General features: G+C 50.7%; 7 protein-coding genes. 4 read left to right on the top strand and 3 right to left on the bottom strand.

Annotated features, from left to right (window positions below; translation table 11 throughout):
• Positions 1–38 precede the first annotated feature (38 nt).
• On the top strand, positions 39–2,288 hold the full coding sequence (locus V8G57_RS07500) for an McrB family protein (RefSeq protein WP_342828851.1): 2,250 nt from the start codon (positions 39–41) through the stop codon (positions 2,286–2,288).
• Positions 2,285–3,928, top strand: coding sequence for a DUF2357 domain-containing protein (locus V8G57_RS07495; RefSeq protein WP_342828850.1), 1,644 nt, complete (start codon positions 2,285–2,287; stop codon positions 3,926–3,928). The genes V8G57_RS07500 and V8G57_RS07495 overlap by 4 nt, the downstream gene beginning before the upstream one ends.
• A 597-nt stretch (positions 3,929–4,525) precedes the next feature.
• Here the strand turns inward: V8G57_RS07495 and V8G57_RS07490 are convergent.
• From V8G57_RS07490 to V8G57_RS07480, 3 genes are all read right to left on the bottom strand, one after another.
• Positions 4,526–5,830, bottom strand: coding sequence for a PDDEXK-like family protein (locus V8G57_RS07490; protein ID WP_342828849.1), 1,305 nt, complete (start codon positions 5,828–5,830; stop codon positions 4,526–4,528).
• Positions 5,831–6,108: 278 nt separating this feature from the next.
• Positions 6,109–7,518 (bottom strand): CBASS cGAMP synthase, encoded by a 1,410-nt coding sequence (locus V8G57_RS07485; protein WP_342828848.1) that lies wholly within the window; start codon positions 7,516–7,518, stop codon positions 6,109–6,111.
• On the bottom strand, positions 7,518–8,516 hold the full coding sequence (locus V8G57_RS07480) for a CBASS cGAMP-activated phospholipase (protein WP_342828847.1): 999 nt from the start codon (positions 8,514–8,516) through the stop codon (positions 7,518–7,520). Before V8G57_RS07480 ends, V8G57_RS07485 begins: the two co-directional genes overlap by 1 nt.
• Positions 8,517–9,148: 632 nt before the next feature.
• Here V8G57_RS07480 and V8G57_RS07475 point away from each other — a divergent pair.
• Both V8G57_RS07475 and V8G57_RS07470 read left to right on the top strand, forming a co-directional pair.
• Entirely contained in the window at positions 9,149–10,660 is a 1,512-nt protein-coding gene (locus V8G57_RS07475; RefSeq protein WP_342828846.1) for a hypothetical protein, read from the top strand.
• 529 nt (positions 10,661–11,189) lie between these two features.
• Positions 11,190–15,107 (top strand): ATP-binding protein, encoded by a 3,918-nt coding sequence (locus tag V8G57_RS07470; protein ID WP_342828845.1) that lies wholly within the window; start codon positions 11,190–11,192, stop codon positions 15,105–15,107.
• Positions 15,108–15,451 lie beyond the last annotated feature (344 nt).

The following is a 15,451-nucleotide window of genomic DNA, read 5'->3' as shown; positions in this document are numbered from 1 at the left end:
AATCGGGTTCAGCAAACATATATGATTAGGAAGAACAAGTGACTAAAGACCTTTCAACAGATGCGGACCTTTTGTCTGCCGTAGCACAAGCTGAAAAGCTCCGGGACTCTGCGGGATATACCGATGATTGGACTAAGCGCCTTACGTTGTTTTTAGGTGACGTAAAGGAAAAAGTGCCAGGTGCTCTAACGGATAGAAAATTTCTGCAATATTTGTGGGAGGAGCAGGCCGTATCTTCCACAGGAAATGGCAGTGTTAAAACAGCGCCTGCCTTGGATAACGAGGAATTTCGCCTGTGGTTTGCGGAGCAAATAGCGACTGTTCTTGAACAAGGTCAAGACCCAGACAATTATTTAAAAAATCTTTACGAGCAACTGGTCAATCGCATGGAGTCGCTTTGCGACCGAGTCCCAAAGCTTAAGATTAACCGCGTGTTGTGCGCCATTTTCCCCGATAATTTCACAACAATCGCAGATGTTGGTCGCCTCCAAAAACTACATTTAGCAATGGGGGGAGTTCGTAACGCCCATCCCGTTCAGATGCACACCCATATTAAGACTCGCCTTAACATGCTTCTAGGTGCAGTTTCATCTGACAATATTCCCGAAAAAATCAAACGTCTGTGCCTACCTTGGTATTTGTATGATTCGCTATTTGCAGCAACAGACGAAGCTTCGATTTCTCCGGCGACGCCAATAGACAGTACTTTAAAACCCCTAGCTGCAATAAAGCGGCGTAAGGGACTTACTGCGATGAAGGGAAGTTTTCCGTCACTGATGAGTTTTGTACAGGTACTTGAGGACGGGCTATCGCGAGAGGAATTCGTGGATGCAATTCGGCACGAAAATCCAGACCTCGCGGCCACTAGCATCGGAACCGTCATTAACTCTATTGCTCGCGAATTCAACCTCTCCGCTCTCGATAATGGGATTTATCAGCTAACCGCTCGAGGCATCAACCTGTTGAACTCCAGCGACCCTGACGAGTTATCTGACCACTTGTTAACTCGTGTACTTGGCGTCGACAACGTGATTCATTTTTTGAAGAATGGCGCCCAATCTAAACTTGATGTGATGCTACTTCTGAAGAAAGTTAACCCAGGCTGGACTTCTGATTTTGCACCAAGTTCATTGGTTGGTTGGCTCGTAAGCCTCAATATCATCGAACAAGTTCCGCTGAAACGTTTTCAACTCACTCAGCGTGGGCTGCGATGGGCAGAGATGATTACATGGGAGCCTGAGTGTTTGCCAAAACTTCAAGAGGAGACTAGCTCTAAGTTGGATGCGATTCCGACACATGTCGAGACAGCCACTTTTTCTAAGTTGAACGAACGCTTGAACGCTTTAATCGTTGGAAAGTTGACTTACCCAATCGAGTTGGTTCAGCAACTGCACGCGGGCTTATGGTTTCATCCCGTCCGGCACTTTGCTGTCCTATCCGGGATTTCCGGTTCTGGCAAGACGCAACTAGCGCTGAATTACTCGCTGGCACTCTGTGACGTCAAGAATAATGACCACGAAAACGTTCGTATTGTTCCGGTTCAACCAGGCTGGTTCGACCCAAGTCCACTATTAGGATATGTGAACCCATTGACGCAGACGTATCGAAGTGCACCATTTCTTGAATTGCTGCTCAGAGCAGCGGAGGACCCAACTCAACCGTATGTCGCAATCCTGGACGAAATGAATCTATCGCATCCAGAGCAGTATCTTGCTCCGATACTTTCCGCGATGGAAACCCAGGGATGGGTTGACTTACACCAACTCGGCGAAGGCACTTCGGACGTGCCACGCAAGGTCCAGTACCCATCCAATCTGGCCATCATCGGCACTCTGAACATGGATGAGACGACGCATGGGCTTTCTGACAAAGTGTTAGACCGAGCTTACACACTCGAATTTTGGAAGATATGTGTCGAAGATGCTCCTATGTGGCAATCAACAAATTTGGATGTTGAAACTAAGACGAGAGCAAAGAGTGTTTTGAACGGTCTGTCCGAAGCGCTAGCACCTGTGCGCCTGCACTTCGCATGGCGCACAATTGATGATGTCCTTAGGTACATGGAATTCGTTGCTGGAATTGACCCCGCAAACACTGGTTCGTTAGATGCGGCAATCTTCGCGAAGGTACTCCCAAAGCTGCGTGGTGAGCATTCTGCGCGCTTCGAACTTGCATTGAACAACGTCCACCAGGTCCTTACCAAAGAGGGATTAATGCGCAGCGCGGAAAGAGTCGCGAGTTTACAAATTGACCTCCGCGAAACTGGTACAGCTCGTTTTTGGCGATGAACTCCACCCCCGATTTCTGCGAGTTGCACGTCACGGTAGTCTCCAAAGAGGGTGCTCATCAATCCCACATTTGTCGGACGGATTTAATCCCGGTCTTGTTATCCGAAGACAAAGAATACAAGTTTCGGTTTCCGGATATCGCTATTGTTAGATTGTTAATTGACGATGTTGAGTTGAAATTGTCACCCGACGGTGATTTCTATCTTTGGTCCGCTGGCTTCTTTGCAGGTCAAGTGGAAATATCTGCAATCGATTCTGTCGGCAGGACGTATAGATTCGTTGCCGAAATCGTTCCTAAACCTGCCAAGGTGGGAACGCATACTTATGCCGCGATGTTCGATGAAATTCGAAACTTTGACGCGCACCTGTTACTTGGGTCGACTGCGGCGACGTCGGAATTCGGTGTCGAGTTGACTAGTGCAAACGTCAACTCGCTAGTGGCCTATGCCCGCATGAAACAACACGGGGAGTTATTTCTTCAATCGGTAGCTAAAATTAGTAAAGCGCCACACAAGACGATTCGTCCGATATATCAAGAAGTTTCACTTTCTGCGATAAGAAAACTACACTCAACTGCGTTGATGGACAGGCGGCTACTCGCAATTGTAGGTGGAGTCGATGGAGCAGCCGAAGCTATTGAGTCGATACAACTCTTGACCCCGGTTGCTATCCCAAGCTTTGATACTGCAGCTAACCGCACGATGAAAGCTCTTCTTCAGCGTTTTCAAGCAAATGTGCGCATGCTGATGGAGCGCGTTGACTCGTACGGTTTCATTCAAGATAAGGATGAGCAAGCTTCTCGGAAATCACGAAGACTTGAATTGCTGCGCAAGCTTGCCGTTCGTGCTGATGGGCTCCTGCGCGACACACCCTTTTCTGGTGTGCTCAGGGCCGAAACCTCATCGGCCGGGCTCACACACATTGCCGCAAATCCGATGTATAGCCGAGCTTATCGCCAAGGAACCTCCGCCCTACGTTCTGGCGTCAACGGCGACGTAGCGGAGGACCAGCTTAATGTTAGCCCCACTTGGGGCATTTACGAAACGTGGTGCTTTGTCCACCTGTTAAGTGCTCTGCAAAGTGCATTCAATTGCGAGGGCTGGAAAATACAAAAGAGCGCAACCGCAAGTGCAGAATTAGCGTTTGCGATTTCGCTGCCATCAGGCATCCGCTTAGAGGCACTATTCCAAGCAAAATTTAATTCAGAAAATCCGGACTCCGGAAAACTGGCCTGGAGCCTCTCCAAGGACCGGTTTCCCGATATAGTATTTGTCGTTTGGGTTGGGAATGCATGTCAATTCCTAGTTCTTGACGCGAAGTATCGGAGCGGGCGGTCCAATGTTCTCGACGCTATGGATTCTGCTCATATTTACCATGACTCCCTCCGTTTAGGCGACCGACGTCCTGACCTATGTCTGCTACTGCTACCTGGAGTTGCCGACGTTTCGACATTGGACAGCAACGAATTTTGGAACACTCATCGTGTTGGTGCACTTTGTGAGTTTTCGTTGGGCCAGCCTGGTGTGAAGCGATGCGTAGACTCAATTCAAAACTGGTGTCAAAGCGCGTCGATTGTTGACGCGAATTTAATCACGCCACAAGTAAATTCTTCAATGCAGACAACCGTGGACCATATCTAAAAATGCCTGTTCAAGAAGTTTAAATTGGCCAAACGGCTATCGACCGGCAACAGGGAGATTCATGTACTCAACTAGAACTCCAAGCTTGTGGTTGGGTGCAAGCGGCAATAATCGCCACGTTAGACTTAATAGATAGGAGTTAGTCATTCTCCGTGATATCAGACCGCGCGACCACTAAACCAACAGGCAATAGCCTGCGAGTGCCTTTCGGTGTTTCGCAGCTGGATGGACGGCTGTATGAGCCGCGCGAGGTTCCATTAGGGGCTGCTTGCGACTGTATGTGCCCGGGTTGTCAGCAACCCCTCTATGCCAAGCACTGCCTCGGAGAGCGCGGTGTAGCGCCTCACTTTGCACACGCTCCGGGAACAAACTGCAATGCAGGGTACGAATCAGCGCTGCATATGGCCGCCAAGCAGCTCATCGACGAGGAACGACATCTTCGCTTGCCATGCCTTCCCTTGAGTACTTCGCCCCGCGAGAGCGTCGGTCATGGGAGGTCCCGTTGGCCGCAGGACCTTGATTGGTCCTTAACCGTTAAGTTATGTATTGGAGACATGGACGAATAGCAGCTTGCCGCCTTAAAAACAAATTTTTCAATTACGACGTTATGGCTTCCAACTCGCGCTGAAGAGTTGTAAGCATCTTCTTCACCTCGCCATGGAGTTTGTCCTCCGTAATATCCTTCTGCCGGCCAAGGCGTCGAACATTCGCTCCAGAAAATCTCAAAGCCTCTTTGCCATATAGCTTGTTCAGGACCATTCGTATTTCACCAACTAAATTGTTTTTAACAAAGCCGTGCCAGAACTCGACAACGACTGAGTATTTTCGTTTCTCCGGCAATGCACCGTCATCGGATAAAGAAGTGTCACGAACCTTAATTAAAAACGGCCACGACGGCACGCTGTTCGGGTCACAGAAAGATTCCCAAGATTTGTCTATGACAAGCATAGTTTTCTTGCGTACATCAAAATCGAGACTAGAACCAAACGTTTTCTCAAGCGCCCCCTTAAGAAATGCCAACGGCTTCTGATTTTCCAACATTGCCGACAAATCTCTATTTTGATGGGTCCAGACCCAAATCAAGCTTTCGATACCATCTAATGCAAGATGAGTGCTTCCAGGACGTTTGGTTCTGCGAGCCAAGCCAATTTCATGAACAACATCCCTATGGGCCTGATTGAGACTAACTAAAATTTCGTCGAGCTTTCGCTCCTCTGTCGATTCATAACCTGCTTGGCGGCGGCAGTACGAAATCACGAGCTGATGTCCCAAATCTCCGTTACGAGACGCTCGCACTTCAGCGCGACGTGCAGCTTTTTCCAGCCAGGTGTAGTCAATGTATGCCCACCGCTTCACCTCGCCGTCATCCAACGTCTCCTCATCTTTGAGTCTGTCGAGCAAAACAAGCCCAATTTTGTAACCGTGGTACGGTTTCCTTGGCTTTGCTAACGCTTCGAGTTGAGTCCGATAGCTCTTCAACTGCACCGCGGTCCATCTGGAACCCGATTTGTTCTCGACCAAAATGATAAATTTATGAACTGGGTCAACAAGAAGCAAATCTTGGCGCCCCTTTTTAAGTATCGATTTTTCCCGTACCACAATCAACGATTGAAACCCGCTTACCGCAATTCGGCTAGGTGTCCAGGCTTTGAATAGGTCTTGGTGGAAATCGCTTTCTGAATCGACGTTATATACCGCATTCAAAAAGTCTTTGAAAATTTCTTCGCCTTGCCCGTGACCTTCGCGCGGGTCGAACAGCCACTGCAGAATGCAGGAGTGCTGGGTCTCATTTGGGTTAATGATATCAAAGACGTCGTCGACTCTTTTCACTGATTCTAAGGCGAGTGCCAAATTTGAGTCCGCAAGAAATTCGTGAAATTTATCTGTAATATTTATCGACATTCTCGTGCTCACTATTTAGCCAAAATTCGAAATCAGTCAATATCGACAATCTATTCGCGTTAATACAATCGAGCGCCAGATGAATCATCGGGACCCCTCAAACTTTTGTGTTGTGAGCCGATGCAAAATCGCCTTCGGGATAACGTTAAAACCAAGCTATACGGTGGCATCCCCGCTTAAGGTCTATGCGATATGCGCTGCGTGCGTCATCACCATATACCCTGCATCAGGCCAGAAAAGCGAAATTGTGGTCTATGCGGAGAGGCTGTGAATAGCGGCTAACGACGCTTTCTCAAAAAACTCTTTATCTTTGTATACGTGGGCTTTGGTGGGTTTCGCGGGGGATAGCGAATGTCTTTAATATTGACGGGGACGCGGCGCATCGCATATACGGCCCCGTTCAAACGGATGATACAGTCCATATATTGGATACCGGCATAACAGGTTTTCTCATTTACTGATAGCGCGCGTATTCCAATCCGTCGATGACCCAAATCACCAATAGCGTCGGATTCCTCGCCATCGTTACGGACGGTCCACTCAACGGTCGCGTATGCAGGAATGATGTGCGAGTTGACAATCGTGAACGTAAGGTCACGCCCTTTCGCGACACTCGTTACTTCATTCCTATGGCGACCAACAGATTGTTTAGGGTTCCGCGAAAAGACCTCAATTTCGATTTCTGGAATCTGCATAATTGCGCGGCCAGAACCTTCGTCTATCACCTCTACTTCGTGTGCTGCCGGTAATGGCATTAAAAAGGAAAATGGTTCTGACCATGCTAAAGCCGCGGCCGCTTCGTCAGGCGCGTTTTCTGCATATTCCGCCGCATCGCGAAGTGCTTGAAGACGAGTAAGCAGACCATCCCACTTATCCGCGGGGATGCGATTTATGTTTTCCCGTGCATCTACCGGGTTCAGCACGCTTGAGTTATTGAACAGTCGGTCATGAATCACCTTAATGATGGCTATAAGTGCGTCGTCATCATCCATCCCGATAAATCGTCGAAACCATTCTGCTTTGAAGGCCTCTGTCGTGAGAACTGTAAGCAAGATGGAAGAAGGACGGGATTCTGGGGCGTCTTCAAACGCCACGGCAGCCCATCCTTTTAAGTAACGTACTAGTCGGCGTAGCTGGTCTCGGCCGCCTGCGTCGACAGAATCCCTAAACCACGTATAGATTGCCTTTGGGTCGCTTTCTTCCCATTTTCCAGACAAACACGCCAATCGGCGCCGATTTTTAGACCGGTCAAGATGATAAACCGGCGTGTCAATATGAAATTGCTTCGTGTATACCGCTCGTGAGCATCTTTCTTTTGCTGGCTCATCAATTCGTTTGATATCCGAGCAACTCGCTTTGTAGGCGACCAACTCTCGCTGCACCCATTCGCGAAGTTGGGCAGGGGCAGGTGTCGCATGTCCATCTTCGGCCCATTCAAAATACACACCGACGTCTACATCATATTCTTCGCCGGAGTGAACGGGCCGAATGAGCGTGCCAAATTTATATGACCCTTGAATCCATGTCGATATCGGATAGTCATAATCCGAAGACAGCTTTGCGCTGAGGTGGTCGGCAAGAGCATTCCACTGCTCCTGCAAAAAATCTCTCTGGGCAAGAGTGGGTGTAACGCGTTTGTACAGAGTTTGTTCACCACTGCCGTTAAACAGAGTTGACGCTTTTCCCATTATTTCTCCCGAATTATTTTTAACTGCGGCTCATGTGCAATAAATGGCGAAAGTGTCGTTCCAAGAATATCTGTGACGGCCTTCTCGGCTAGACCGGCTAATGTTTTTCGAGCTGCGAAGGTTGCTACGTCAAGGCCGAGGTCTTTTGCCTGCTCCTGTGACGGCTCATGGTCGACGCGCACATACCGTTCTTTCATTCGGTGAGAAACAAGCTGGTCGACGAATTGCTGTTGCGATGAAATCATTACGGAAAACAATCGTTGGTCTTGCATCCAATCAGCAATTCCAAAATTTCGTCCCGAGGTATACGATAGTGAGTAGCTCTTTGTTGTTGTCCCGATACTTAGCAGTCGAACTGCGTCGATAGGAACATCAAAGAAATACTCTGCTTCATGTACGGCAATGAGGTCAGGAGCGTTCGCGAATAGGCCTCCGTCCGCATATAAGTTGTCCCCGATTTCCGCCAGCTCAAAAAATGTGGGCGCCGCAGATGTCGCGACCGCGATATCTATAGCCTTGAGCTTCCAGTCACGTTGCCATTCTTCTTTGTGGCGGGTCTTGAAAACTTGAGGCTGCCCTTGAGTTACATTCACTGCTGGTATGGCGACTGGATGCAGTGCGTCACCTAGGATGGTGTCCTTCGGTATAAGGCGAGCAATCGCGTCACGAAGAGGTTGTGTCGAGTATCGTGCTTTTCTCATGTGCTGAAATAGGTCAAGCTTTCCCCTGACACCATCCGGCGCGCGTTTTCCCGGTGGGAAAATTGATTCACCTTCTTCTTCGAACACCTTAACGACCATTGACATTGGGATTTCAAATGCAACCGCTAGCGCGACTATGCCTCCGATTGACGTTCCGCAACTTAGGTCAAATCGGCGGCCTATGGGTTCGTTAATGTGCTCTTCGATAACCTGAAGCGCTCGAGCGGTAAAAAGACCTCGATAGCCGCCACCGGTAAGAGAAAGTGCCTGGAACGGCCGCTCTTTAGTCCAACTCATCACATTCTCTCCTGGCCTGCTTTTTTATAGTTAGTGCCGAACATGCCGTCGACAAGTCGAGAACCAGTTCCAACGACTCTTAACAACTTCTGTTAGCTCAAGAGAATTTATCTGCGCTTCAGAGTTGGTCGGCCAGTCCTGTTGTGATACCAGTTTGGCGAAAAGATTAATCATCAACCAGACAATTCCGTCAACGCTAGTCATTACCAAAGAAGCAATATAATAGCGTTTATTTAGAACAAGAAAACTTTTCTTGCTAGCCTGCGTCTCCATTTAGCAACTAGAGGAATGAGAATGACTACCTTAAGTGCGGGTACGAATCCTTAACACTGACACAAAAAAATGGCCGTATGAATTCACTGGATAAAATGCACTTGTGATACAAAATGGTGGTGAGGATATACCCGCGGAGAACTGCAAGAATACCTGGGCTCGACATCGACCGCCTCCGGCGACTTTAAGAAAACGCTCGACCGCGCATTCAAGGAAATGACAAAGAAAGGCCTTATCGCCCAGACCCAGTCGTATTTGCCAAGCGACATCCGCCATGGCGTAAAGGCTTACCACGTAACGCTCGGCAAGCCAGTATAGCTACACGAAACCATATGAGAAAATAACTGGTGGGGGAAAATATGGACCGAAACAAGACTAATAAACTGCGAAAGAAAGCGACGAAAGACAGCGGCATCGAAGGCAATTCCTACACCTATGCGGTAGGCGGTCGCGTGTCGGACTATCTAGAGTCCACCCAACTCAACAAGTTCGGCACCAAAGGAGGTACAGGCTTCGCCGCGGAAGACGCGAATGCGCTCAATGATAAGCTGTCCGGTGTGAAGGTCGAACAGGTTGGCACCAACAATGCAAAGAACGGCGCCGACCGCATCTCCAACGGCGTACCGATTCAGACCAAATACTTTGACACCGCCACCAAGACGGTCAACGAAGCATTCGAGAAGTCCAATGGCATGTACCGCTATCCGGGCATGCCTCTAGAGGTCCCGCGCGACCAGTACGAAAATGCGGTCAAGCTCATGCGGGAGAAGATTGCCCAAGGCAAGGTCCCAGGCGTCACCAACCCGGACGAGGCGACCAACCTCGTGAAGGAGGGAAGCGTCACCTATCAACAGGCAAAGAATATTGCGCGGGCCGGTAATATCGATAGTCTGAAGTACGACGCGAAAAACAACGCTGTCACGAGTGCTTATGCGTTTGCAATTGGCTTCGCCATCAGCTTTGCTAGGGCCAAGTGGGAAGGCAAGACTACCGAGGAAGCATTGCGGGAATCGGTCGGAATGGGATTTCTCTCTGCAGGCACGTCTTTTATTGTCGGCGTGGCTGCCTCACAGTTACTGCGCACGCAGATGGCGCGGAAAGGGACTGTCCTGGCCCGGGAAGGGGTTAAAGCTGTCGCTGAGACAGAGTGGGGAAGATTCGCAGTCGATAAAATTGCATCCGCATCCGCCGGCAAAGCACTCTCAGGCGCGGCCGCGACGAATCACGTCGCAAAGTTACTTCGCTCGAACGTCATTACCGGCGTGGTGACCACTGTTGTTATCACTGGGCCGGACTTTTATCGCGCAGCCATTTCCAAAAACACGTCGTGGGCACAAGTCGGAAAAAATCTCCTGGTCAACGGTGTTGGCGTAGCGGCAGGCACTGCGGGCTGGATGGCGGGTGCCGCAGGGGGCGCGGCCATTGGTACCATGATTTTTCCTGGCGTTGGGACGGCAATTGGAACGGTAGTCGGCGGTCTCGCAGGCTCGTTTGGACTAGGCGCAGGCGGCTCATACGTGGCCAAGAAAGCGCTGGACTATGCCATCGAAGACGACGCTGAGGAAATGAAGAAAATCATTGAAAATGTGCTGCCCGACCTTGGCGACGAGTATCTGATGTCGCAAGCCGAGTTCGAGGAGTTACTCGAACAGGTTGGCAAGGAATGCACCGAGGATTTCTTCAGGAAGATGTACTCTCAGAACTCACGCGAAGTGTTCGCCCGTGTAAGCTTTGAATCAAAATGCGAAGCTATCATCAAGCTACGTGAGCCCGTGGTCCTCCCCGTTGCGGCGAAAGTACAGGAAGTGCTCGACGACATTATCGCGGCGATTGGCGTGGAGGACTCCAACGATACGGCTCAAGCAGCTTAGGGCTTATTAACACCCGGGAACAAAAAAGCCCCGAGACGAAAGTCTTCCGGGCTGAGAATGATTGATTAAGCGTTAGCGGCTTCTTTTGCGAGTTCACCGTCGCCGTCGCTGCACTCTCGCCAGTGGCTTTAGCGAGCACTGTTTCAAGTTGCTACAGCAAGAAGCATTTAACACTTGCCACTTGGTGGTTATCCTGTGTTGTTGCGCAAATCGGTAAGAAAATCGTAGCAGCGCGGGTCAGTTTAACCATCTCCGCTATTTACCAAGGTGGTATTTGGGATTTTGCCAAATACCTCCTCGGTTGGTAGTAATCTGTGCCATTCCGTAGCCAATTTCAGCGGATACGGCGTAGGCGATGAGGACTACGGCAGTGATGGCTCGCAGCACTCCAAGAGTGACGTTCCTCATCCGCATTTTTTGGTATGCACAAACGCTAGCGTGCTACATATTTGGTTATTAAGAAGTTTTAAGGATTAATATATTGCACAGAATAAGTCGACTATCCAAGACTATCCAAATGTAGGTGCGAATGGAACAAACAGAGGAGGACAAGATGCCAGAGTCAAGCCGCCCGCTTCACCTGCATACACTGGAAAGCCTGTGTGTCGACTTAGTGGCTGGTTTATCAGTCGGAGTGGGAGACAAGGGGGAGTCATTCCGACTTCAATCGGACGCTTCTCGAGGAATCTTGTCTTGGTATGGACGGAACAAGCAGAAGTGGGCGGCAAATGTCCAGACGGTCGATATTGAGACCATTGTCGATGCTGCTGGTGTCCTGCCGCCCAACACACAGGGTTCGAACCACGCCACTGCATCGGAAGCCCCTCGTCGATTCGCACTTACGTCGATAACCGCTCATCAGTTTTCAGGCCTGCATCACGCGGGTACGTCTAAAGCCAAGCCGGATGACTTTGAGTTTGAGTTCAAAAATGGTGTAACTCTCTTCGAGGGTTATAACGGATGCGGGAAAACCTCTCTTCTCAACTCCATTATCTGGACTCTGACTGGAGAATTGCTGCGGCCGCAGCGGGCACCAGAATCCGCGAACAAAGACTTCGATTTCGAGGTTGACGAGAACAGCACCCATGCTGCTCCACCAGTAGTTCCACTGCCCGACCCGGCACTTGAACCCCTAACTGCCAAAGCGATTCCTGTGGATACGTGGGTTGAGTTGGAGTTTGAAGACCAAGATAAAAAGAGGTACCGAGTTCGTAGAAGTCTGAAGCGCGGCGCCCGAGACGTTTTGAAGGAAGAAATTACCGGCATAGATGAACTTAACCTCGACCCCATCAGCACCCGAGTCGGGACAACCATGCCTGGCATTCTTCCATATGTACAAGTCGGGTCTGCCTCGGCACTGGGTAAAGCAGTTTCAGAGCTCACCGGTATGGCCCCGCTTGTCCACCTTGCCAACCATGCCGGCAAAACCAAGAAAAAGATTGACACTGATTTATCGAAAGCAAAACGGAACGAGATTCAGGGTTCAGATGATGCTTACCTGCGCTCGCGGACCGACTTAGTTGAGCTAATTCGCAAGCACAATTTGGGTGTTAGCGAAGATGACATCCCATTACCGTCAGATGACTCGACCATCGAGACCAAGCTGGAAGAGCTATCGACTAAGCTCGATAAGCTTAAGGAGGACGGGCTCAATCACGCAAAACAAGTTCTTGGTGAAACTTTCGATGCCCAGGATGCAGCGCAGAGGTCGAATTTGGTCGGGAGCATCGCGCCAGCCTTGAACGCTGTAACCAAGTTGGGCTCACTACCCTCGATGGCACGTTTGGCCGGGCTCACGAAGCTTACAGAGGCGGACTCAGAGCCATTGCGGGCGTACATTATTGAAGTGCGAAATGAGGCGTCCAAGCTGGTCGAGATTGCCACTGAGCCGGACAAGGCTGCTCGACTGCGCCTCTACTCTCGGGTGGCTACATGGATAAGCGACCATCCAGGGTTGGCACATGATAAGAGTAACTGTGCAGTCTGTGGGCAGACTCTCGCCGACATTGTGGACAGCGTCACTGGTTTGACAGTGAAAGAACACCTCGATGGAGCAGCCAAAGAGGGAGACTTCGCTGGCAAAACCTTCCGTGCGTGGGCAAGACACGTACTCGGAGAATTCGCAAATCGACTTCCTGCTTCTCTCGCATCAGAAGTGAGACTCATGCCGTCCCAGGGACCAACATCGCTTATACGCCAAGCTTTGGTTGAAGAGCTGTTTACTGACACAGCCTTCTCGGGCAGCCTCAGACCGCTAGGCGAGCACGTAAGTGGTGCTTGCGACCGCGCCTTCCAAACCTTTCCAGCTTTCGATTTCACCGCATCGCCGGAAATAGGAGACGGGCGTCAAGAGTTCCAAGAACTCAATCAACTCATCTATCGCGTCGAAAGCGCTTTGGCTTTCCCCGCCTGGCGGACGAGCGTGAAAGGCGCTGTAGCGTGTTTGATGCGAGAGGTGATTGGACAAGCTGCGACCGAGGAACGGCAGACCGAACCAGAATCCTTGATGGGCCAGCTCTACAAGCTGCAAATCTTGGTCACCGCAATTGAGCCGGTTGAGGAGGCCACGGTGAAGCATGAGCGCATGTTAGCGGATATCAAACGACGTCGAGGGTTCGAGCGACGACTGAAGGCCTACGGCGAAGCAAGCCGAGCCTTAGAAGAGTGCATGGCGGTCGGTGACCTTGCAGAGCGACAAGTCGCGCAGTTGCAGAAGCAGCTTCACACCAGTGCCTCGCACTGGCGCAACAAGATTTATCTCAGCGCTTTCCCTGCCACCAGTATGGAATTGGTCGATTCTCGCATGAGCGGTGGGGGTGACCTTCAACTTCTGGTTGGGGCACCCAGGGTCGCTGCACCGGCACAGCATGTATCGAACGCGTCTGCCCTTCGAGCAAGTCTGCTAGCCTTCTATTTGGCCTATTGGCAGCACATGCTCAAAGAGCGTGGGGGCTTGCAGTTGCTGGTGATGGATGACCCACAAGAGCTGCTTGATGGCGACAATCGTGACCGTCTCGCTGACGCAGTACATGACATCTTCAAAGCCAATGCCCAGTTGGTGCTGACCACGCATGACACCCGCTTTGCGATGGCAGTAGCGAAACGCACACAGGCGAAGTCGGTGCCATTGAACCACCAGTACGTGCATCCTGCCACAGCTAGGCGAGGCACCATATTTCTGACCCCTAGCATTGCTAACGTCCAGCTACTACTCGAGCGCTTCAACTCAGACCACGACGACCCAAAGGCTGCCCAGGATTACCTTTCTGAGTGTCGCATCTTCCTGGAGGGGCGTATGGGAGACCTTTTTGATGACCGTTCCTATCCCGCGGCCGCGACAGTTAATTTTTCTCCCACCTTAGGCGACCATCTAAGCCGACTGCGAGGTTTGGTGAAAAGCGCCCCCAACGAGTTATTCAAGAGCTCAGCGATTACTACGTTCGTCAATGACCCGGCGCTGAAAGATGGCGCGCCGACTCTTATTCTGCTCAATAAAAGCCATCATCGGGATAAGTCATCGATTCGTCCTAAGGAGGTCTACGACATAAGAGCAGAACTCGAGCGTCTTCGGCAAAGCGTTGAACGAGCGCACGAGCAGTTCCGTAATTTCAATCGGCGCGAGCCCCTAGTGCTGTCGGAAAATGAGTTCGCGTCATTGAACCCGGCCACAGTACCTTCATTCCGAATTCCAGTAATGGCGTCGCTCAAGGCTTTCGTGAGGGACGCCTCATACGGTGACTCCCAAGAAACTGAGCTCGAGGAAATCACTTCAGACTGGTTTAAATCCAAAGCATTCTTCTACGTCAGGTCGAATACCCTCGGCTTCGCCGGCCCACAGGGCAGCGTGGCTATCGTCGATGTGGATGCCGCAGCTCCAGGCGACCGCCAGTTAGTTATCGCACGCGCTGGGAAAGAAACGTATGCGCGCAGGCTATTAAGGCCACATAAGTCCGAGTTCGTGGCACTGGCGGCAGAGACCCCCGACCCTCGCAAGAGTCCGCCGACGCAGTTGCTACGGGAGCAGGAGGTCTCGCTGCATCCTGTTGTAGGGATGTTCTTTGGTGGTCTCGCTAACGTGCCCACGTCAAAGGCGGAAGCTGTACAGGTATTAGAGGCTCCCCAACTGCTGAAGGTTCGAACTGCGTATCGTATTAAGGAAGAAAGTGCCATTCCACTTGCGCTTCCCGGACAAGTGGCACTCGGCGGCGTAGCAATTTCTTTGGATGAGCTTGATGCTCATATCGACGAGTACGTGGCATTACACCTTGATGATGGCACTAACCTTTTCAAGCGAGTAGGAGAACGGCTTCCATCGCCACTCCAAAATCTGCGACAGTTTGAAACTATTGGAGGGCTGGGAGTGGCTGATGTTCTAGCAATCGGGGGCGAGCACAAAGGCTTTAAATCGGTCGTGCGCGCGGTGTCAATCATCGGGGTGCTGTACTAATGAGGCGCACGAAAGGTCGTTGCAACATCAAAAAAAGCTACCTTTTGTCCCGCGATTTCAGCTTTGGGTCGTGTGCTACCTGTTGCAGCACGCATCAGTCGGTCATTCATGAACGGTGAGGTCAAAGCTATCAGCTCATACTCGACAGATTTCGTGCATATGCTGCTTAAAGCATTGAATATTCATCCGAAATGGCAAACCAATTCGGGCACGCCAACGCCGTTGCTATTTAGCGATTGGCCGTACAAACATGGATTTGAATATTTATACGGCCAATGCTCCATGCGCGAAGCACGGGAGCATTTCGGGAAGCGCCATTGACCGCTTGGGGTCGAAATCAACCT

Origin of the sequence: Collimonas rhizosphaerae, from assembly GCF_038896935.1 — a bacterium.
Lineage (GTDB): Bacteria > Pseudomonadota > Gammaproteobacteria > Burkholderiales > Burkholderiaceae_D > Collimonas > Collimonas rhizosphaerae.
This window is presented reverse-complemented; position numbering and strand designations above follow the sequence as displayed.

What these genes read in the sequence shown, in the direction of transcription:
- V8G57_RS07495 (WP_342828850.1), top strand. Translation starts at nt 2,285, where the DNA reads ATGAACTCCACCCCCGATTTCTGCGAGTTGCACGTCACGGTAGTCTCC.
- V8G57_RS07490 (WP_342828849.1), bottom strand. Translation starts at nt 5,830, where the DNA reads ATGTCGATAAATATTACAGATAAATTTCACGAATTTCTTGCGGACTCA.
- V8G57_RS07485 (WP_342828848.1), bottom strand. Translation starts at nt 7,518, where the DNA reads ATGGGAAAAGCGTCAACTCTGTTTAACGGCAGTGGTGAACAAACTCTG.
- V8G57_RS07480 (WP_342828847.1), bottom strand. Translation starts at nt 8,516, where the DNA reads ATGAGTTGGACTAAAGAGCGGCCGTTCCAGGCACTTTCTCTTACCGGT.
- V8G57_RS07475 (WP_342828846.1), top strand. Translation starts at nt 9,149, where the DNA reads ATGGACCGAAACAAGACTAATAAACTGCGAAAGAAAGCGACGAAAGAC.
- V8G57_RS07470 (WP_342828845.1), top strand. Translation starts at nt 11,190, where the DNA reads ATGGAACAAACAGAGGAGGACAAGATGCCAGAGTCAAGCCGCCCGCTT.